Here is an 18,322-nt window from a genome sequence, read left to right as displayed (position 1 = left end):
CACCGCCCCCTCTGTGGGCGACGAACTGCCTGAGCGGCGGCCCGGTACGACGACATTCCTGACATATACAGGCATCCTCGCATCGCGATCCGCCGAACTCCTGTTCCGGTTTTCGAAGGACAATTCCGATGTTTGCCAACATCTTCAACGGGCAGGTTGCCCGTAGCCAACACGACTCTGTAAACCCGGTCCGGTCGAACGCACTCGCCGAAGCGAGGCATGCGGCCTGGGCGCTGTCGATGGGCGAAAGCCCGCAAGCGTGGGCTGCGCCGCGGCGCCCGCATCGGGGCATGCTGCCCGACGTCGACATGTCGCTGGTGGTGCCCGACCCCAACCACCGGCCGCTGTTCAAGCGGCTGGCAAGACTGATCGGCCGGCTCGCCGGCCGGTCGGAGGCAGCCCGGCCTGCTGCCAGAACGATGTCAGGAGGCACGCGCTAGGGGTTCGCCGAACCCTTAGCCGTCACCTACATTTCTAGTGCTGTCCCGCGCCGCTGGCGCGAGGCGCCGCAGGGCCGGACGATTGGCGCTCGAACAATGCATCACGCGTCCCTGTGCCGCGTTGAAACTACCGATACTGCGCGGGGTGCCGCGCCAGAACTTCGAATTGAGAGACAAGATGTTCCGCTGGTTTGAAAACAGACTGAATCCGTTTCCGCCCGAGGAGCCGGTCGAGCCGCCGAAGACGCTTGTCGCCTTCTGCCTGCACTATACCAGGGGCGCGTGGCCCTACATCGTCATTGCGGCGCTGCTGACCTCGCTGATCGCGCTCGCCGAAGTGTGGATGTTCGGCTTCCTCGGCAACATCGTCGACTGGCTGTCGGCCCAGAACCGCGAGACGTTCCTCGAGAACGAAGGCTGGAAGCTCGCCGGCATGGCCTTCATCGTCATGGTCATCCTGCCGGGCATGGTGGTGCTGCAGTCGCTGGTCAACCAGCAGACGCTGATGGGCAACTATCCGATGCGCATCCGCTGGCAGGTGCACCGCTACCTGCTCAAGCAGTCGATGAGCTTCTACCAGGACGAGTTCGCCGGCCGCATCGCCACCAAGCTGATGCAGACCGCGCTCGCCGTGCGCGAGTGCGTGGTCAAGCTGATCGACGTGCTCAACTACGTCATCGTCTATTTCATAGGCGTGCTGATCATCGTCGGCTCGGCGGACCTGCGCCTCGCGGCGCCGCTGGTGGCCTGGCTCGTCAGCTACGTGCTTCTGCTGCGCTATTTCGTGCCGCGGCTCGGCAGGCTCGCCGAAGAGCAGGCCGATGCGCGCTCGACCATGACCGGCCGCGTCGTCGACAGCTACACCAACATCCAGACGGTCAAGCTGTTCTCGCATTCGCGCCGCGAGGCGTCCTTCGCCAAGGAGGGCATGTCGCTGTTCATGGGCACCGTCTACCGGTCGATGCGGCTGGTGACCTCGCTCTACGGCGCGCTCTACCTGCTCAACTCGACGCTGCTCCTGTCGGTCGGCATCCTGTCGATCTGGCTGTGGCTCGACGAGGTCGTCACCATCGGCGCCGTCGCCGTGGTGCTCGGCCTCGTCCTGCGCCTGTGGGGCATGTCGCAGTGGATCATGTGGGAGGTCTCGGGCCTGTTCGAGAGCATCGGCACCGTCCAGGACGGCATCACCTCGATCTCGATGCCGCGCCTGGTCGAGGACCAGCCCGGCGCCAAGACCATCGCCGTCGAGAAGGGGGCGATCTCGTTCGACGGCATCGGCTTCCACTATGGCAAGCAGAAGGGCGTGATCGACAAGCTCACGCTCGACGTGAAGCCGGGCGAGAAGGTCGGCATCGTCGGCCGCTCGGGCGCCGGCAAGTCGACGCTGGTCAACCTTTTGCTGCGCTTCTACGACCTCGAGAAGGGTCGCATCCTGATCGACGGGCAGGACATCGCCAAGGTCACGCAGGACAGCCTGCGCGCCCAGATCGGCATGGTCACGCAGGACACCTCGCTGCTGCACCGCTCGGTGGCCGACAACATCCTCTATGGCCGTCCCGATGCGTCGGAAGCGATGATGATCGAGGCGGCGCGCCGCGCCGAAGCGCTCGACTTCATCGCCACGCTCGCCGACCCCAAGGGGCGCAAGGGCTTCGAGGCGCATGTCGGCGAACGCGGCGTCAAGCTGTCGGGCGGTCAGCGCCAGCGCATCGCGATCGCGCGCGTCATGCTCAAGGACGCGCCGATCCTGATCCTCGATGAGGCGACCTCGGCGCTCGATTCCGAGGTCGAGGCGGCGATCCAGGAAAACCTCTATCGCCTGATGGAGGGCAAGACCGTCATCGCCATCGCCCACCGCCTCTCCACCATCGCGGCGATGGACCGCCTCGTCGTCATGGACAAGGGCCGCATCGTCGAGCAGGGCAGCCATGACGAGCTGGTCGCCAAAGGCGGGCTCTATGCCTCGCTGTGGCAGCGCCAGTCGGGCGGCTTCCTGCTCGAAGAGGCCGATGGCGTCGAGGCCCAGGCGGCGGAGTAGGGAGCGAAACGCCGAGGTCTCCCTCCCTCTTGTGGGGAGGGGGACTTTGCCGCGCGGCTGCCCAACGCCGAACACCAACGGTCTTGGTATCGCCCGTCGGTGAAGTCGCCTCCCTCCCCCTTGTGGGGAGGGATTGAGGGTGGGGGTGCGGGCGTGGGGTACGACGACAGGACAGGATGGGCCGCAACCGGTTGCCTTCGAATTGCTTCGATCCCAAAATACCGAGTCTTTACCGGTGGATGGCCCAGCGTGCTCATGAACAGAATCTACGACTGGTTCGAGAACTGGGTCTATCCGTTCCGGGAGCCGAAGCACCTCCGCCCGCCGTCCACCGTACGCGGCTTCCTCTGGCACTATGTCGGCCAGGCCCGGCTCGCCTTCTTCGCCATGCTGGTCATCGGCGGCATCGCCCCGCTGGTCGAGGCGGGGCTGTTCTATTTCGTCGGCCGGCTCGTCGACATCCTCGACCAGATGCCCGCCGACCGCAGCTGGGCCTCGCTCTGGGCCCATGCCGGCCCTGAGCTCCTGTTCATGGCGGCGACCGTGCTGGTCATCCGCACCGTCATCGTCGGGCTCTCGGCACTGGTCGACGAGCAGACGATCACCCCCGGCTTCTACAATCTCGTGCGCTGGCAGGCCCACCGCCACGTCTCGCGTCAGTCCTATTCCTTCTTCCAGAACGACTTCGCCGGCCGCATCGCGACAAAAGTCTGGCAGGCGGGGCAGGCGACCGGCGACCTGATGGAGAGCTTCATCGAGGTCGTCTGGTTCATGATCGTCTACACCGTCACCACGCTTCTGGTGGTCGCGGGCCTCGACTGGCGGCTGGCTGCACTGGTGGTCGTCTGGATCGTCGCGTTCGGCTTCCTTGCGCGGCGCTACCTGCCCACCATCCGCAAGCATGCGGAGGCCACCGCCGAGGCCGGCTCGATGATCAACGGCCGCATCGTCGACAGCTACTCCAACGTCCAGACGCTGAAGCTCTTCGCCTCCGACGGCGACGACCGCTACATCCGCTCCGGCTTCGACATCTATCTCGGCGCGCTCCGGCCCTTCACCCGTAGGCTCACCGGGGTGCGCATGGCGCTGACTGCGCTGTCGGGCGTCATGATCACGCTGATCGCCTGGTATTCGATCCAGCTCTGGGTCGAGGGCGCGATCTCGGTCGGCGCTGTCGCCTTCACGCTCTCGCTGGTGCTGCGCCTCAACATGCTGCTCGGCCGGCTGATGATGCAGCTCAACGGCATACTCAGGAACCTCGGCGTGCTCGAAAATTCCAAGGCGCTGATCTCCCAGCCGCTCGGCCTGACAGACCGCCCCGGTGCCGCTGAGCTTGTAGTCAAGGGCGGCGAGATCAAGGTCGACCGCGTCGTCTTCCACTACGGCAAGGGCGGCGGTGTGCTCGACGGCATCGAGCTCGCCGTCAAGCCGGGCGAGAAGGTCGGCATCGTCGGTCCCTCGGGCGCCGGCAAGACCACGCTCGCCAACCTCATCCTGCGCCTCTACGACCTCGAGGGCGGCCGCATCCTCATCGACGGGCAGAACATCGCCGCGGTCAGTCAGGACTCGCTGCGCGGCGAGATCGGCGTGGTCAGCCAGGACACGGCGCTGTTCCACCGCTCGCTGCGCGACAACATCAAGCTCGGCAAGCCCGACGCCTCCGACGCCGAGGTCTTCGCCGCCGCCCGCAAGGCGGAGGCGCACGAGTTCATCGCCGAGCTGCGCGACAGCCGCGGCCGCGCCGGCTACGACGCCTATGTCGGCGAGCGCGGCGTCAAGCTGTCGGGCGGCCAGCGCCAGCGCATCGCCATCGCCCGCGTCTTCCTCAAGGACGCGCCGATCCTGATCCTCGACGAGGCGACCTCGGCGCTCGACAGCGACATCGAGGCGGCGATCCAGGAAAACCTGACCGCGCTGATGGCCGGCAAGACCGTGCTCGCCATCGCCCACCGGCTCTCCACCATCGCCGCCCTCGACCGGCTCGTCGTGCTCGATCGCGGCCGCATCGTGGAACAAGGAACGCATGAGGAGCTTCTTGCTCTCGACGGGCTTTATGCGCGGCTGTGGAAGCGCCAGTCGGGCGGTTTCCTGTTCCACGAGGAAAGCCCCCTCGAAGAGACGAGGCCGGCGTGATGAGGGCAGTAATGATGCTACGTACCTCCCTTTGTCGCGCGGGCCATCGATCCCGCGGGGGCAGGGCAGGTGCTCATGGGTGCTTTGACGGGCTTGAGCGGTCCTGTACCCCCACCCCTGACCCCTCCCCACAGGGGGGAGGGGGACCATTTCGTCGCCGTTTCCACCAAAATCGTCGAATATTGGTGCTGGGCGGCCGTGCCGCCAGGTCTCCCTCCCCCTTGTGGGGAAGGGGCAGGGGTGGGGGTAATTTCATAAGCAGTTGGCCTGCCCTCAGGGAAGGAGCTCGGCGGTTGCGGCTTCGACACCAAACGGGGCCATCCCGATGACCCCCGATCCCTTCCAGGAACGCCTGTGGCGCCGCTTCGAGGGCGCCATCGACCCGTTCCAGGACACCGACCGCGAGGTGCTGCCGGAAAGCGCCTGGGCCTTCATCCTCTATTTCGCCCGGCAGGCGAAGGGGCCGTTCATCCTGTTGCTGATCACCGGCTTCCTCGCGGGCGCGGTCGACGCCGCGCTCTACTGGTCGGTGGGCTGGCTTATCGACCTGCTCGATTCCAGCTCGCCGCAGCGGCTGTTCACCGACCATTGGCCGGCGCTCGCCGGCCTGCTCATGCTCATCCTGGTGGTTCGCACCGTCGTGATCGTCGGCTCGGCGGTGGTCGAGCAGCAGATCGTGGTGCCTGGCTTCTTCTCCATGGTGCGCTGGCAGGCGTTCCGGCGCGTCATCGAACAGCCCTACGATTTCTACCAGAACGACTTCGCCGGCCGCATCGCCACCAAGATCATGCAGGGCGGCGAGGCCGTCGGCGACTTCATGGTCAGCGTGCTGCAGACGATGTGGGGCTTCCTCACCTTCGTGTTCCTGTCGGTGACCATTCTGGTGTCGCTCGATCCGCTTCTGGGGGCGGTGGTGGGGCTGTGGTTCGCGGGCTATGCCTCGATCATCTATTACCTGTTGCCGCGCATGCGCCAGGCCGGCCGCGCCACCGCCGACCAGCGCTCGATCTTCAACGGCCGCCTCGTCGACGCCTTCACCAACATCATGGCGGTCAAGCTGTTCGACAGCGGCCGGCACGAACACGCCTATGTCCGCGACGGGCTCGAAAGCTACCTCGGCGCCGTCGTCCGGCTGACGCGCTCGATCACCACGGTGCGTTCGACGGTCGCCCTGCTCAACGGCTTCATGATGGCGGCGGTGGCCGCCATCTGCCTCGTCAACTGGAGCCAGGGCCAGATCTCCACCGGCGCCATCGCCGCGGCGCTGGGCCTGGTCTTCCGCCTCAACCAGATGTCGGGCTGGATGATGTTCAACATCAACGGGCTGGTGCGCAACTACGCCACCGTGCAGGACGCCACCCGCACCATCTCCGTCCGCCCGGCGATCCGCGACGCGGCCGACGCCCGGCTGCTGCCGCGGGCCATGGGCGACATCGTGTTCGACAACGTCTCCTTCCACTACGGCAAGGGCGGCGGGGTGATCGACAATCTCGACCTGCACATCCGCCCCGGCGAGCGCGTCGCGCTGGTCGGGCCGTCGGGCGCCGGCAAGACCACCATCGTCAACCTCGCGCTGCGGCTGTTCGACGTCGAGGCCGGCCGCATCCTGATCGACGGCCAGGACGTGCGCTCGGTCACCCAGGCGTCGCTGCGCGCCCAATTCGGGGTCGTCAGCCAGGAGGCGATGCTGATGCACCGCTCGATCTCGGACAATATCGGCTATGGCCGGGCAGGGGCCTCGCAGGCCGAGATCGTCGAGGCGGCGAAACGCGCCGCCGCCCACGATTTCATCGTCGGCGTGGCCGATCCGCGCGGCCGCCGCGGCTACGAGGCCCATGTCGGCGAACGCGGCGTCAAGCTTTCGGGCGGCCAGCGCCAGCGCGTGGCGATCGCGCGCATGATGCTCAAGGACGCGCCGATCCTGATCCTCGACGAGGCGACCTCGGCGCTCGACAGCGAGGTCGAGGCGGCGATCCAGGACAATCTCTACAAGCTGATGGAGGGCAAGACCGTGATCGCCATCGCCCACAGGCTGTCGACCATCGCCGCACTCGACCGGCTGATCGTGCTCGACGAGGGCCGCATCGTCGAGGAGGGCACCCACGACGCGCTCATCGCCAAGGGAGGGCTCTATTCGCAATTGTGGAAGCGCCAGTCGGGCGGGTTCCTCGCCGATCGCCTCGCTGCGGAGTAGGATCGCCTCATGTCCGTGCGCCCGCCCAGCCTCTTCTCCAGCCGCCAGGAGCAGAGCCTCAACATCCTCGACTACGAACTCCTGGCCGAGAAGGCGGCCGCCCTCGGCCGGGCCGGCGAACGGGTCGGCGAGGCGCTCGCCAGGCTCGGCGCCCATTCGGGCGATGCCGAGGCGCGCCGCGTCCTGGTCAAGGCCGCCGCCGACGCCGTCTACGGCTATTTCGTCCAGCGCGAACTCTGCGGCTACCGGCGCCACGACGACGCCATCCGCCACTACGGCATCCCGCGCGAGGTGCTGGCGCGACTCGGCGCGGCCTGAACGTGGCAGGGGATAACCTTGCTGCCGCTGGAGGGGGCGGCGGCCGATGCCGTCGCGCAGCTGTGGCCAAGGCCTCGCAAAGATAGGCAAAAAGGCCCGAAACCGCCTGATTGCCGGGGGTTTTCCACGGATATCGCCATCCCCGCGACAATCTGCCCACGTCTCCTGTCTTGTCTGGACAAAAACGGGCTTCACGCATAAACCGAACTCCAAATGCCGGAGGAATTTCGCTAGCCTGGTTGCCACGCGCCGTCGGGCTGGCATTGTTGAGCGGGGACACGTGCTCGGCCTCCGGTGGAATTGAGGCAGAAGGATCAGGTCCCGTGAGCGCAACCGATACGAGCGAGCCCAATCGCCGCGATTTTCTCTATGTGGCCACCGGTATGGCTGGCGTGGTCGGCGCTGGCGCCGTGGCGTGGCCCTTCATCGACCAGATGCGCCCCGACGCTTCGACCCTGGCCGCTTCCTCGATCGAGGTTGACGTCTCGTCGGTCACGCCGGGCATGTCGCTGACGGTCAAGTGGCGCGGCAAGCCGGTCTTCATCCGCAACCGTACGCCCGAAGAGATCAAGGCTGCGCAGGAAGTCTCGCTCGACGATCTCAAGGATCCGGTCGCGCGCAACGCCAACATCGCGCCGGACGCCCAGGCGACCGATCTCGACCGTTCCGCCGGCAAGGACAAGGAAAACTGGCTGGTCATGGTCGGCGTGTGCACCCATCTGGGCTGCGTGCCGCTCGGCCAGCAGGGCGATTTCGGCGGCTGGTTCTGCCCGTGCCACGGCTCGCACTACGATACGGCCGGCCGCATCCGCAAAGGGCCGGCGCCGGAAAATCTCGCAATTCCGACATTCCAGTTCATTTCCGACTCCATGGTCCGGATAGGCTGAGGCAGGGGGACTTATTTCCATGAGCGGACACTCGACCTATTCGCCCAAGACCGGCATCGGCCGCTGGTTCGATGCGCGCATGCCGCTGCCGCGGCTGGTGCACGATTCCTTCGTGTCGTACCCGGTCCCGCGCAATCTGAACTACGCCTACACCTTCGGCGGCATCCTTTCGATCATGCTGGGCGTGCAGATCCTGACCGGCATCGTGCTCGCCATGCACTACGCCTCGGACACCTCGCTCGCCTTCCAGTCGGTCGAGAAGATCGTGCGCGACGTCAATTCCGGCTGGCTGCTGCGCTACCTGCACTCCAACGGCGCGTCATTCTTCTTCATCGCCGTCTACGTCCACATCATGCGCGGCCTCTACTACGGCTCCTACAAGGCGCCGCGTGAGCTGCTCTGGATCCTCGGCTGCATCATCTATCTGCTGATGATGGCCACCGGCTTCATGGGCTACGTGCTGCCCTGGGGTCAGATGTCCTTCTGGGGTGCGACCGTCATCACCGGCTTCTTCACCGCCATCCCGTTGGTCGGCGACTGGATCCAGCAGCTGCTGCTCGGCGGCTTCGCCGTCGACAACCCGACGCTGAACCGCTTCTTTGCGCTGCACTACCTGCTGCCGTTCATGATCGCGGGCGTCGTCGTCCTGCACGTCTGGGCGCTGCACGTGACCGGCCAGACCAACCCGACCGGCATCGAGGTCAAGTCGAAGACCGACACCGTCGCCTTCACGCCCTACGCGACCATCAAGGACGCGTTCGCGATGATCGTGTTCCTCGCCGCCTTCGCCTACTTCGTGTTCTACATCCCGAACTACCTCGGCCATCCCGACAACTACATCATGGCCGACTCGCTGAAGACGCCGGCGCATATCGTTCCGGAATGGTACTTCCTGCCGTTCTACGCGATCCTGCGCGCCATCACCTTCAACATCGGGCCGATCGACTCGAAGCTCGGCGGTGTGCTCGCCATGTTCGGCGCCATCGCGGTGCTGTTCGTGGTGCCGTGGCTCGACACCTCGAAGGTGCGCTCAGCCGTCTACCGCCCGTGGTACAAGCTGTTCTTCTGGCTCTTCGTCGCCAATGCCATCTTCCTCGGCTGGCTCGGCTCGAAGCCCGCGGAAGGCATCTACATCCCGCTGATGCAGATCTCGACGCTGTACTACTTCGCCTTCTTCCTGATCGTCATGCCGGTGCTCGGCCTCATCGAGACGCCGCGCCGCCTGCCGAACTCGATCACCGAAGCGGTGCTCGAGAAGAACAAGGGCGGTTCGGCCCACCCGGCCGGTGCCACCGCTGCGCCCGAAACCCGCGGCTGAGCCAACGAGAATCTGAGAGGGATTTTTCGAATGAACAAGATTCTCAACGGCCTGGCTGCCATCGGCCTGCTGCTCGCCGCAACCGCCGGCGCAGCGCTGGCTCAGGAGAACGCGCCCGCGACCCAGCCGCACGACATGTCCAAGATGGGCGCCGGCAGCACGGGCGGCATGGCCGGCATGGCCGGCATGGAGGCCCCGTCGGAGCACAACCTTGCGGAGCCGACGCACTTCCCCATCAACGCGCCCAAGGAGATGGACTGGTCGTTCGCGGGGCCGTTCGGCACCTACGACAAGGCCCAGCTGCAGCGCGGCCTCAAGATCTACAAGGAAGTCTGCGCGGCCTGCCACTCGATGAACCTGGTGGCCTTCCGCACGCTCGAGGACCTCGGCTACACCGAGGCGCAGGTCAAGGCCTTCGCCGCCGAGTACGAGGTCCAGGACGGTCCGAACTCCGACGGCGAGATGTTCACCCGCAAGGCACTGCCGGGCGACCGCTTCCCGGCGCCGTTCCCGAACAGCGCCGCTGCGGCCGCCGCCAACAACGGCGCGGTGCCGCCGGACTTCTCGCTGATCGCCAAGGCGCGCGGCGTCATCCGCGGCTTCCCGACCTTCGTCTTCGACATCTTCACCCAGTATGCCGAAGGCGGTCCGGACTACATCCACGCGCTGCTGACCAGCTACGACCAGCAGCCGCCGGCCGGCATGGAGATTCCGGAAGGCACGCACTACAATCCGGCCTTCATCGCCGGCAAGTCGCTGGCCATGGCCAAGCCGATCTCGGACGGCCAGGTGACCTACGAGGACGGCACGCCCGAGACGGTCGACCAGTATGCCAAGGACGTTGCGGCGTTCCTGATGTGGGCGGCCGAGCCGCATCTGCCGGAGCGCAAGCAGACCGGCTTCCAGGTCCTGCTGTTCCTGGCGCTGTTCGGCGGCCTGCTCTATGCGACCAAGCGCAAGGTGTGGGCGAACGTCGCGCACTGAGCGGGTGTGATTTGCCAAGAAATGAAAGGGCGCTGCGAGGCGCCCTTTTCTTTTTATGCGCTGATCATCTTGCCGATCGCTTCCGTCAGCCGGCCCTGATCGCCGCCTGACAATGTTCCGAGGCGGCCGATGATGAGGTCGTCTGCGACGGTGAACAGCTTCATTCGGGCAACGCACTGGGTTCGCAATCCGGCGTCGGCGAAGTCGATGATCGGCAGGTCGCTCGGCCATTTCGTGTTGCTGGCCGTCGTGACCATCGTGGTCAGTGAATGGCCATGCGCACGATTGAAGGAGCCGTTGCTTAGGATGATTGCCGGACGCTGCTTCTGGCCGCGCTTTTCGGTGAAGGGGAAGTTGACCAGGATGATGTCAAATCGGTCGTAGGTCACCGAAGGCCTCTTCGTCCTCAGCTGAGTACCATTCATCGAAGGTCATGTCGGCGAGACGCAGCAAGGCATCCGTGTCATCGTCGGGCCAGGTCAGTTGAACCTTCTGGCCACGCCGTTCCTGCAGGCGCTTCCATACCGTGGCCATGGCGCCGACCGGCTTCAGCCCGAGTGTCGGGCGTCCGTCCGCACCACTTCTCATCCTGGCCCATTTGCCGACGATGCCGTCGACCGAAAGGCTGATCGTCTCTTCGGGAGCAAGGCTGACTACGGTTTCGTACAGGGCCGGGCTTGCCTTCAAGTGCTTTGCCCAGATCACATCGTCCTTGATCTCGATAAGCATGGCTGCCTCCAGATATCGCGGAATGCCGAGGTGAGGATAGGGGTGGGGTGGGGGTGGCGTCAACCATTCGTCTCCGGGACGACTTTTCATCCCGTGAGCGAGCATCTAGAAGAAGGGAACTCTTCACAAGGCGCCCCATGAACACCTCTCTCGAACAGACGTTGCTTTCGTCGATCCGCACCATCCCGGACTATCCTCGTCCCGGCGTCATGTTCCGCGACATCACCACCCTGCTCGGCGATGCGCGCGCCTTCCGCCGCGCCATCGACGAACTCGTCCACCCGCATGCGGGATCGAAGATCGACAAGATCGCCGGCATCGAGGCGCGCGGCTTCATCCTTGGTGGCGCCATCGCCCACCAGATGTCCGCCGGCTTCGTGCCGATCCGCAAGAAGGGCAAGCTGCCGCACGAGACCGTGCGCATCGCCTACAGCCTGGAATACGGCCTGGACGAGATGGAGATGCACAAGGACGCGGTGACGCCCGGCGAAAGAGTCATTCTGGTCGACGACCTGATCGCCACCGGCGGCACCGCGGAGGCGGCGGTCAAGCTCCTGCGCCAGATGGGTGCCGACATCGTCGCCGCCTGCTTCGTCATCGATCTTCCCGACCTCGGCGGCCGCAGGAAGCTCGAGGCCCTCGGCGTCGAGGTCCGCACGCTCATCGCCTACGAGGGGCACTGAAGGGCTGCGGCCGAAGCTGCCAATCTCCCCCCTTGTGGGGGAGATGCCCGGCAGGGCAGAGGGGGGTGGGAAGGAATGAGACGGACCTTCCTGAAAGAGAAGGCGCGCGCCGCTACCCCGCCTTCACCAGCACCACGCTGTCGAACTCGATGACCTTGTCGCCGCTGCCGTCGAAGCCTTCCGAGTGCAGCGTGAGGATCCGCCAGCCGGGGCGCGAGGCCAGCGGACGGAGATCCTGCGCCATGCGCGTGAAGGTCACGGTTTCGCCGGCATAGACCGGCTTCAGCCATTTGAGGTTCTTGAAGCCGGGCGAGGGACCGAATTCGGGTGCCGGGCCCTGACCCGCCCAGGGCTCGCCGCGATGCGCCAGATTGAGCTTCATCCACACCGCGGTGGTGTGCCAGCCCGAGGCGCAGAGGCGGCCGAAGACGCTGTTGCGGGCGGCCTCCTCGTCGACATGGAAGGGCTGCGGGTCGTATTTGCGGGCGAACGCCTTGATCGCCTCGGCCTCGAAGAGGTAGCTGCCGAGGGTGATCGTCCTGCCGATGCCGAGATAGTTCTCGAGGGTCATGCCGCTGCCGCCTCGCGGGTCAGGAACATGCAGGTGTTCTGGAATTCGAACACCAGTTCGTCTTTCTGGTTCTTGAGTTCCGCCCGCCAGGTGACGAAGCCGATGCCCGGCCGCGTTTTGGACAACCGCCTGGAAAGGACCGTCAGCCGGCCGGCGAGCATGTCGCCGGCGAGCACCGGCTTCTTCCACTTCACGAAGTCGACGCCCGGTGCGCCCTGCGAGGTCGAATTGAGCAGGAAGGCGTCGCACAGCATGCGCATGAACATGGCGCAGGTGTGCCAGCCCGACGCCGAGAGCCCGCCGAGGATGCTCGCCTTGCCGGCCGCCTCGTCGAGGTGGAAGGGCTGGGCGTCGAACTCGCTGGCGAATTCGACGATTTCGCCAGCCTCGACGGTCTTGGTGCCGAGGTCGATTTCGACGCCCTCGGCGAAATCCTCGAAAGCCCATTTTCTGGCGGTCATCGGCATTCCTGTTCAAGCTTGTACGATCCACCATGGACCGGCCCGGCATGCTGCACAAGGCCCGGCAGGGGCCTGCCAGGGGAGATCGATTGGCTCAGAGCCAGCCGCGGCTGCAAAGCCCGCAGAACGGCAGTATCGCCGGGACCGCTAGCGGCCCGAGCGCCATCGGGCAGCCGGGCATCCACTTCAGCTCCGGCATGGGCCGGGCAGCGGCCAAACGAAAACGCGCGGCAGGTCGAGCCCGCCGCGCGCTGATGGACCGCTTTCCGATGCGTCGCCGCATCGGGACCGGGATCAATAGTTGCCGTTGTAGTAGCGGTCGTCGCAGCGGTCGACATAGATGCTGCCGTCCGGCGCGCGGTAGCGGCACATCTCTTCGCCGCGCCGCACCTCGCCGCCTTGCCGGGGTGCCGCCGACGAGCCGACGACCGCGCCGAGCAGGGCGCCGCTGGCGGCGCCGATCACGGTGCTCTTGGTGTTGCCGCCTATGGCCTGGCCAACCAGCGCTCCGCCGGCCGCACCCACCAGAGCGCCCGTCCCGGCACCCTGCTGTTGCGGCGTCTGCGCGCAGGCTGCCAGCGTCACGAGCAGCGCGGTAGCGAGAGCTATTCCATTGAATTTCACGATCAAATCCTCTCCTTGAGCCCCTATGGCTCAAATGCCGGCGCATTGCGGCGGAACATGGGCGGTCCCAGCCAACAAAAAAGGCCGGGCTAACCCGACCTTTCTCTACATCTCGACATCCAGTGCCAGTACATCCGTGGTCAAAGGAGGAGACGATCTGCAATCTCCATGACGGTGTATATGGGGATGGTTAACGAATGTTTAAAGGGCGCCAGCCTGTCCAAGGCTGTTGCGACGGCCGGCGGCAGAACTCGCCGGCTCCTGCCTCGCGTTGGGGACGCGTCCCGCAGCCCCGAGTCCGGTCTCGTGGCACGCAGCCTGCGCCACCAGCCTGCCGAGGCCTCAGGTGTTGAACCTTAAATACATCGTTTCCGGCGCTTTCTGTCTATTGCATCAATTTGCATAAGTGACGGAATTCACTTGCATAATCGTCGTAACGCTTCCTAATCCTTCGCCAGTAATCTCCGCCATTTGCCACTTACGTCGCGCCTCTGTCGCGACACGGTGGCGAGACGGCACTAACTGGACCGGAGGCAAGGATGGCAAAAATACGCATTTCAAAGCGGTCCGTCGACACGCTGCTTGGTGCTGAGGCTGGCACCGTCATTCGCGATGATAAGCTCGTTGGATTTCAGGCCAGGAAGAATGCCAATGGTACCGTAAGCTATGCGTTCGAGTATCGCTCATCGAAGGGTAGGGGTGGCATCACGCGACGCGTAACTATCGGCCGCGATCGTGAGGGAGGTGGTGTTCTGACCCCTGACCGAGCTCGAAGCCTGGCGGAGCAGCTTGCATCCGATGTTGTCGCCGGCGGCGATCCTGCTGCCAGTCGCGCCAAGGCGCGGCAGGTGCCCACGCTGAATGACTTCGCCAAGGAGTTTTACGAGGAGGCAGCGAAGATCGCGACGGAGCAACCGCTCACAGCAAAGCTGCGTATCGGGACGATTAGGAATTACCAATCGATCATTCGAAAGCATGTCGGCCCGGCGTTCGGAAACCGGAAGATGGACACCGTCGCGAAGTCTGATGTGGCCAAGCTCCACACCAAAATGGCATCGACGCCAGTCGGTGCAAACACCATGCTGGAATGTTTGCGGAACCTCTACGCGGCTGCGGCCGAGGCCGAGCTCTTAGCCGAGCAGACATGCCCCGCGATCGGTATCAAACAGTACAAAAAGAACAAGCGGGAGCGCTTTCTCTCCATGGCCGAGGTCGAGCGGCTCGGGGCTGCGATGTCCGAAGCTGAGACGATCGGCCTACTCTGGGAGCTGAAATCCAAAGATGGCGCAAAGTTTGTTCCGCATGGTGGCGATCGCAGAACGGTGGTCGACCCTGACGCGCTTGCCGCCTTGCGCATACTGATATTCACGGGATGCCGGCTCCGCGAAATTCTCCACCTCAAATGGGATCAGGTCGACCTTGAACGTGGCGTTCTGACCATTCACGGCAAAACCGGCCGCCGAGCAGTCTTGTTGCCGGCGCCGGCCGCGCTCGTCTTGGCTGGTGTGCCTCGGCGCGGCGTCTACGTATTTCCAGGCCGATCATCAACGGCAAAGAAGCCGGTTCCCCGCAGCAATCTGGATAGTGCCTGGATACCGCTCCGCCGCCAGGCCGGTCTCGCTGGTCTTCGGCTCCATGATCTACGGCATAGCTTTGCGAGCTTCGCCGCTAGCGGCGGCGCTAGCCTGCCGATGATTGGGAAGCTGCTCGGCCATTCGACGCCGGCGATGACAGCCCGATACGCCCATCTCGCCGATGACCCGGTTCGTGCTGTAGCGGAAAAGACTGCCGCCACCGTGGCCGCAGCGATGGGGGTGGCGGCCGGTGGCGAGGTCATAGAATTCAGGAAAGCAACGCGAACGAAATAGGCGGTTTTTCGCTGCTATTTCTGGAAATGATCCTGCTGTATATTGAAATAACCATTTGATTTTACTCAATTGTTGGAAATAGATATTTTGCATAAATGCGAGTGAGTATGTATTGTTGCGCCTGTTCTTCTGCTGTTAGAAAGGATTGCCGCAGTGAGCACAGATCGCATCTATATGATGGACAACGAACTCATATCCGCCACCGAATTCCGAGGCATGTTCAGTCGTTCAACCTTGCAAAAGTACCGTGTTACGGGCGCCGGCCCGAAGTACATCAAGGTAGGCATCAAGTGCTTCTACACGGTCGAATGGACCCGCGAGTGGTTGTCCGCAAAGGTCGTCAACTCGACCTCGGATAGAGCCGCCTGATGCTGGCCCATCTTTCGTTCGCGGCGGCGATCCTGACGGTCGCCGTCTTCGTCGCGGGAGGTGTCCGATGACCTCCCAAAAAAGAAGCCGGCCGGACGCTCGAACGTCCGGGCCGGCAGATCATCAAAATGAACAGGTGAAAGCCTACGGCCAGGTCGCCGGTAAGGCAAGCGGCCAGCAGGATGACGGTTTCACCGTCTTCAAATGGGAGTGGCTCGATCAGGTTGCCACCGACCCGGCTCAGCCACCGGCCGCGATCCGGGTCGCTGTCGTCGTCGCCGGCCGATACCTCAATCGGAAAACCGGCTCGGCATGGCCATCGATCGAGACGCTAGCGAGCGATCTGTCGATCAAGTCGTTGAACACGGTCAGAGCCGCATTGAAGGCGCTGGAAATCGGCGGACACATGGCGGTGAATTGGTCTGCAGGCGGGCCGAAAAAGACCCACAAGTTCATACCTCTTGTGAACGGGATACCCTTCAAGAATTTGAAGGGTATGGAATGCGGCAACCCTTCAAAATTGAGAAGCGCATCCCTTCAAAATCCGGACCAACAACCCTGCAAGAAATTGAAGGGGAACCCTTTGATGGAACCCTTTGATGAACCCAGGCAGACGCCTCAAGCGTCTGCCAATGGTGACACAACAAATCATAGTAGAGACGCGCACCCTGCGGGCGCGTCTCCTGATCCAGTCATGTTCGAACTCGGTCATGGGATCGATGTCGACGGCTTTGGCCAATGCTCGATCACTGGCAAGGGCATAATGACCAAGACCATCGCTGGAGAAGAAAGGACCTTCGGGATTGTCCGGATGATCTCATGCCGAGAAATTGATCTCCTGTGTGGTGCGGCTGTCATCAATGGGCGCGAGGCGCTGCTCCCAAACTCGACCAAACGGTACGACGAAGTTTCGCCGGAACAGTTGAAGCGCATCCGTTGGAATGCCCCATCGTCGCAATCGAGCAAAGGGGCGAGAGATGAGGCAGCTTGATTTGTTCGATTGGAAGCCATCGGCCAAGATCGTCATGTTTCCGCTCGCTAGCAGACGCGCGCTGGTTCGGCAGGCTGTTACTCGAATGGCGAGCATGACGGACAGCGATGTCCTCCAATATTGGGAAACGCTGGCAAGAGAGATCGCCGGGCCCCTGCTTGCGGCCGGCGTTCCACGCGAAGCTGTGCGCCTACAGGTGGGGCACCTATTCGACAAAATCGTCATGGAAACATTTTGGGGTAGTGACGAAGACGAGCCTCGTGGAGGCATAGCATGACGGCGCCTGCCGATCTCGAAGCCGCGCTCGTCGCCATCCTAACCGCGCCGGATGATGCCAGGCGCGCGCTGGTCGCGCGCTTAGGCGGGTATGATGGGACGGCAGAGGTGCCGATACGTCTTACCGTTCCAAAATTCGCTGGCCTGTATGGCGTAGATGAGCGCACGGTTTGGCGTTGGATCGCCAAAGGCCAGGTCGATGTTCATAGAGACCCTGGCGGGCGGACTTTTGTCGAAGTCAGTAGAACTGCGCCGACCGCACGATGTCGCAACATGTCGTAGTGAGTGTCACGACTTGTCAGTCGTCGGGCGTTCAGCGCCCGGCATATCGTCTCCCCCACAGAGAAGGAGACGAATGTGGCCCACTGGACGGAAGACCTGATTTCACGACTGCCAGTCGAGAGCGCCGACAAGGTTCGTGACCTGCTTGAAACACAGCAAGCGGCCCTCGGCGCACTGCGGTTGGCGTCTGCCGATGTGGAAGATGCTCGCCAGCGGTGGGAAAGCGCCGAGGCGCAGGCGCAACGTCAAATCTCGGGTATGTCGCAGACGCGCGACCCTGAGACCGTCGAGCGCATGCTTGCGCCCGTTGCCCGTCGCAAGGCCGAACTCGACCGGGCGGTCGGCGCAGAGGCTCGTGCCAGCGAAGCATGGGAAAAGTTCGCCTTCATCGAGAACCTCCGCGACTGGGTTGCCACCTATTTTGGTCGCGACGGCAAGCTGCGTCACGAAAGCTTGCCAAAAATCGGGCCCCGGAAAGGCGAGACCCTTCGCCAGGCTATCGACCGCGTTCGCACCGAGATCGAGCGGGTTGAGACTGAATGGCGAGCGGTGGAGCAGGCGCCCATGCCGCTAGCCGAAGTTAAGGCAGAAATTGCCAGCAGCGTTGATGCGATTGCTGCGAAAGGCGCTCCGGAGATTAATGCCCGGGCACGGGAGGGCGACCCGGCTGGCATCGGCAGACGAATTCGTCTCGACATCGTGGGCGGCAACAAGATCGGCGATGGCGGCGCAAGCTTCTTTGTTTGGCTGATGAGGGATGCGTTGGTCGATCGCCTGTGTTGCATGGTCGACAATCTCGACATGGCCGCAGCAATGACCGACGCGGAACGCGACGCGCGTTTCACAGTACTCGCGGATCGACGCCTCAGCTTGGAGCGCCAGGAAGAAGCGCTCGTCACCGCCGCCGCCGAGGATGGGCTGCGCATCGATCGACGGGACGATGCCGATCCCCGCGCGGTGCTTGAGGTCGCCGAGGAATTTGAGGACGAGCCGCTCGCAACCCTCGATGACGATCCCGATCCCGATCCCGATGGCGATGATGATGATGTTGCAGACGAGCGTAGGCGCCATCGGCGAAGAGATGCTTCACCCAAGGCCAGCGTTTGCGGATGCCATCGAGGATCGTTTGCGCACCTGCGCTATCAGAGATGTCGGC

The 18,322-nt window shown here is 64.0% G+C and carries 21 protein-coding genes; 14 read left to right on the top strand and 7 right to left on the bottom strand.

Annotated elements, in window-relative coordinates:
* Window positions 1–128: 128 nt before the first annotated feature.
* The 8 genes from J2X50_RS22930 (at window position 129) to J2X50_RS22895 (ending at window position 10,312) form a co-directional block, all read left to right on the top strand.
* Window positions 129–440 carry a hypothetical protein gene (locus J2X50_RS22930; protein ID WP_429098313.1) on the top strand — a complete coding sequence of 104 codons (312 nt, stop codon included), beginning with the start codon at window positions 129–131 and terminating at the stop codon, window positions 438–440.
* A 178-nt stretch (window positions 441–618) separates the two neighbouring features.
* Window positions 619–2,478, top strand: a complete 1,860-nt coding sequence (locus J2X50_RS22925) for an ABC transporter ATP-binding protein (RefSeq protein ID WP_429098311.1) — start codon at window positions 619–621, stop codon at window positions 2,476–2,478.
* A gap of 255 nt (window positions 2,479–2,733) precedes the next feature.
* Window positions 2,734–4,611, top strand: coding sequence for an ABC transporter ATP-binding protein (locus J2X50_RS22920; RefSeq protein ID WP_429098364.1), 1,878 nt, complete (start codon window positions 2,734–2,736; stop codon window positions 4,609–4,611).
* Between the two features lie 325 nt (window positions 4,612–4,936).
* Window positions 4,937–6,805: an ABC transporter ATP-binding protein gene (locus J2X50_RS22915; protein ID WP_429098309.1), complete on the top strand. Its 1,869-nt coding sequence runs from the start codon at window positions 4,937–4,939 to the stop codon at window positions 6,803–6,805.
* Window positions 6,806–6,814: 9 nt separating this feature from the next.
* The gene (locus J2X50_RS22910) at window positions 6,815–7,123 is read left to right on the top strand and encodes a DUF6665 family protein (RefSeq protein WP_429098308.1); all 309 of its coding nucleotides are present in this window, start codon (window positions 6,815–6,817) and stop codon (window positions 7,121–7,123) included.
* 323 nt (window positions 7,124–7,446) lie between these two features.
* Window positions 7,447–8,010 carry a ubiquinol-cytochrome c reductase iron-sulfur subunit gene (gene petA, locus J2X50_RS22905; RefSeq protein WP_429098306.1) on the top strand — a complete coding sequence of 188 codons (564 nt, stop codon included), beginning with the start codon at window positions 7,447–7,449 and terminating at the stop codon, window positions 8,008–8,010.
* Between the two features lie 19 nt (window positions 8,011–8,029).
* Window positions 8,030–9,328, top strand: a complete 1,299-nt coding sequence (locus J2X50_RS22900) for a cytochrome b (protein ID WP_429098304.1) — start codon at window positions 8,030–8,032, stop codon at window positions 9,326–9,328.
* A 168-nt stretch (window positions 9,329–9,496) separates the two neighbouring features.
* A complete protein-coding gene (locus J2X50_RS22895; protein ID WP_429098362.1) occupies window positions 9,497–10,312 on the top strand; it encodes a cytochrome c1 in 816 nt (271 codons plus the stop codon).
* A gap of 53 nt (window positions 10,313–10,365) precedes the next feature.
* Here the strand turns inward: J2X50_RS22895 and J2X50_RS22890 are convergent, their stop codons facing one another.
* Together J2X50_RS22890 and J2X50_RS22885 are read right to left on the bottom strand one after the other, a co-directional pair.
* Window positions 10,366–10,701, bottom strand: coding sequence for a type II toxin-antitoxin system PemK/MazF family toxin (locus J2X50_RS22890; protein ID WP_429098302.1), 336 nt, complete (start codon window positions 10,699–10,701; stop codon window positions 10,366–10,368).
* Window positions 10,682–11,041 (bottom strand): hypothetical protein, encoded by a 360-nt coding sequence (locus tag J2X50_RS22885; RefSeq protein ID WP_347968172.1) that lies wholly within the window; start codon window positions 11,039–11,041, stop codon window positions 10,682–10,684. Before J2X50_RS22885 ends, J2X50_RS22890 begins: the two co-directional genes overlap by 20 nt.
* A gap of 137 nt (window positions 11,042–11,178) precedes the next feature.
* On the opposite strand from J2X50_RS22885, the gene J2X50_RS22880 reads away from it, so the two are divergent.
* A complete protein-coding gene (locus J2X50_RS22880) occupies window positions 11,179–11,724 on the top strand; it encodes an adenine phosphoribosyltransferase (RefSeq protein WP_429098301.1) in 546 nt (181 codons plus the stop codon).
* Window positions 11,725–11,836: 112 nt separating this feature from the next.
* Here J2X50_RS22880 and J2X50_RS22875 read toward each other — a convergent pair whose 3' ends face one another.
* The 3 genes from J2X50_RS22875 to J2X50_RS22865 all read right to left on the bottom strand — a co-directional run bounded on the left by J2X50_RS22875 (window position 11,837) and on the right by J2X50_RS22865 (window position 13,380).
* The gene (locus J2X50_RS22875; RefSeq protein ID WP_429098299.1) at window positions 11,837–12,295 is read right to left on the bottom strand and encodes a MaoC family dehydratase; all 459 of its coding nucleotides are present in this window, start codon (window positions 12,293–12,295) and stop codon (window positions 11,837–11,839) included.
* Window positions 12,292–12,756, bottom strand: coding sequence for a MaoC family dehydratase (locus J2X50_RS22870; RefSeq protein ID WP_429098297.1), 465 nt, complete (start codon window positions 12,754–12,756; stop codon window positions 12,292–12,294). Before J2X50_RS22870 ends, J2X50_RS22875 begins: the two co-directional genes overlap by 4 nt.
* Window positions 12,757–13,050: 294 nt before the next feature.
* Window positions 13,051–13,380, bottom strand: a complete 330-nt coding sequence (locus tag J2X50_RS22865) for a YMGG-like glycine zipper-containing protein (protein ID WP_429098296.1) — start codon at window positions 13,378–13,380, stop codon at window positions 13,051–13,053.
* 539 nt (window positions 13,381–13,919) lie between these two features.
* On the opposite strand from J2X50_RS22865, the gene J2X50_RS22860 reads away from it, so the two are divergent.
* The 5 genes from J2X50_RS22860 (at window position 13,920) to J2X50_RS22840 (ending at window position 17,166) form a co-directional block, all read left to right on the top strand.
* Complete coding sequence (locus J2X50_RS22860) at window positions 13,920–15,248, top strand: tyrosine-type recombinase/integrase (RefSeq protein ID WP_429098294.1); 1,329 nt, start codon at window positions 13,920–13,922, stop codon at window positions 15,246–15,248.
* A gap of 153 nt (window positions 15,249–15,401) precedes the next feature.
* The gene (locus J2X50_RS22855) at window positions 15,402–15,617 is read left to right on the top strand and encodes a hypothetical protein (protein WP_429098292.1); all 216 of its coding nucleotides are present in this window, start codon (window positions 15,402–15,404) and stop codon (window positions 15,615–15,617) included.
* Between the two features lie 67 nt (window positions 15,618–15,684).
* Window positions 15,685–16,608 (top strand): helix-turn-helix domain-containing protein, encoded by a 924-nt coding sequence (locus J2X50_RS22850; protein ID WP_429098291.1) that lies wholly within the window; start codon window positions 15,685–15,687, stop codon window positions 16,606–16,608.
* Complete coding sequence (locus J2X50_RS22845; protein ID WP_429098290.1) at window positions 16,595–16,885, top strand: DUF6074 family protein; 291 nt, start codon at window positions 16,595–16,597, stop codon at window positions 16,883–16,885. Before J2X50_RS22850 ends, J2X50_RS22845 begins: the two co-directional genes overlap by 14 nt.
* On the top strand, window positions 16,882–17,166 hold the full coding sequence (locus J2X50_RS22840; RefSeq protein WP_429098288.1) for a hypothetical protein: 285 nt from the start codon (window positions 16,882–16,884) through the stop codon (window positions 17,164–17,166). Before J2X50_RS22845 ends, J2X50_RS22840 begins: the two co-directional genes overlap by 4 nt.
* A gap of 102 nt (window positions 17,167–17,268) precedes the next feature.
* Here J2X50_RS22840 and J2X50_RS22835 read toward each other — a convergent pair whose 3' ends face one another.
* Both J2X50_RS22835 and J2X50_RS22830 read right to left on the bottom strand, forming a co-directional pair.
* A complete protein-coding gene (locus tag J2X50_RS22835; RefSeq protein ID WP_429098286.1) occupies window positions 17,269–17,613 on the bottom strand; it encodes a hypothetical protein in 345 nt (114 codons plus the stop codon).
* Window positions 17,614–18,061: 448 nt separating this feature from the next.
* Window positions 18,062–18,322 (bottom strand): transposase (locus tag J2X50_RS22830; protein WP_429098284.1); only part of this gene is annotated, 261 nt, incomplete at its 5' end.

Origin of the sequence: Aminobacter sp. BE322 (assembly GCF_050433525.1) — a bacterium.
Taxonomy (GTDB): domain Bacteria; phylum Pseudomonadota; class Alphaproteobacteria; order Rhizobiales; family Rhizobiaceae; genus Aminobacter.
The sequence above is the reverse complement of the archived record's forward strand: the minus strand, read 5'-3'. Positions and strand labels throughout refer to the sequence as shown.

Bases quoted from the DNA above. Each gene is read 5' to 3' on its own strand.
- J2X50_RS22860 (WP_429098294.1), top strand. From the start codon at position 13,920: ATGGCAAAAATACGCATTTCAAAGCGGTCCGTCGACACGCTGCTTGGT.
- J2X50_RS22875 (WP_429098299.1), bottom strand. From the start codon at position 12,295: ATGACCCTCGAGAACTATCTCGGCATCGGCAGGACGATCACCCTCGGC.
- J2X50_RS22870 (WP_429098297.1), bottom strand. From the start codon at position 12,756: ATGACCGCCAGAAAATGGGCTTTCGAGGATTTCGCCGAGGGCGTCGAA.
- J2X50_RS22910 (WP_429098308.1), top strand. From the start codon at position 6,815: ATGTCCGTGCGCCCGCCCAGCCTCTTCTCCAGCCGCCAGGAGCAGAGC.
- J2X50_RS22895 (WP_429098362.1), top strand. From the start codon at position 9,497: ATGGCCGGCATGGCCGGCATGGAGGCCCCGTCGGAGCACAACCTTGCG.
- J2X50_RS22925 (WP_429098311.1), top strand. From the start codon at position 619: ATGTTCCGCTGGTTTGAAAACAGACTGAATCCGTTTCCGCCCGAGGAG.
- J2X50_RS22840 (WP_429098288.1), top strand. From the start codon at position 16,882: ATGACGGCGCCTGCCGATCTCGAAGCCGCGCTCGTCGCCATCCTAACC.
- J2X50_RS22880 (WP_429098301.1), top strand. From the start codon at position 11,179: ATGAACACCTCTCTCGAACAGACGTTGCTTTCGTCGATCCGCACCATC.
- J2X50_RS22885 (WP_347968172.1), bottom strand. From the start codon at position 11,041: ATGCTTATCGAGATCAAGGACGATGTGATCTGGGCAAAGCACTTGAAG.
- J2X50_RS22850 (WP_429098291.1), top strand. From the start codon at position 15,685: ATGACCTCCCAAAAAAGAAGCCGGCCGGACGCTCGAACGTCCGGGCCG.
- J2X50_RS22930 (WP_429098313.1), top strand. From the start codon at position 129: ATGTTTGCCAACATCTTCAACGGGCAGGTTGCCCGTAGCCAACACGAC.
- J2X50_RS22920 (WP_429098364.1), top strand. From the start codon at position 2,734: ATGAACAGAATCTACGACTGGTTCGAGAACTGGGTCTATCCGTTCCGG.
- J2X50_RS22845 (WP_429098290.1), top strand. From the start codon at position 16,595: ATGAGGCAGCTTGATTTGTTCGATTGGAAGCCATCGGCCAAGATCGTC.
- J2X50_RS22900 (WP_429098304.1), top strand. From the start codon at position 8,030: ATGAGCGGACACTCGACCTATTCGCCCAAGACCGGCATCGGCCGCTGG.
- J2X50_RS22915 (WP_429098309.1), top strand. From the start codon at position 4,937: ATGACCCCCGATCCCTTCCAGGAACGCCTGTGGCGCCGCTTCGAGGGC.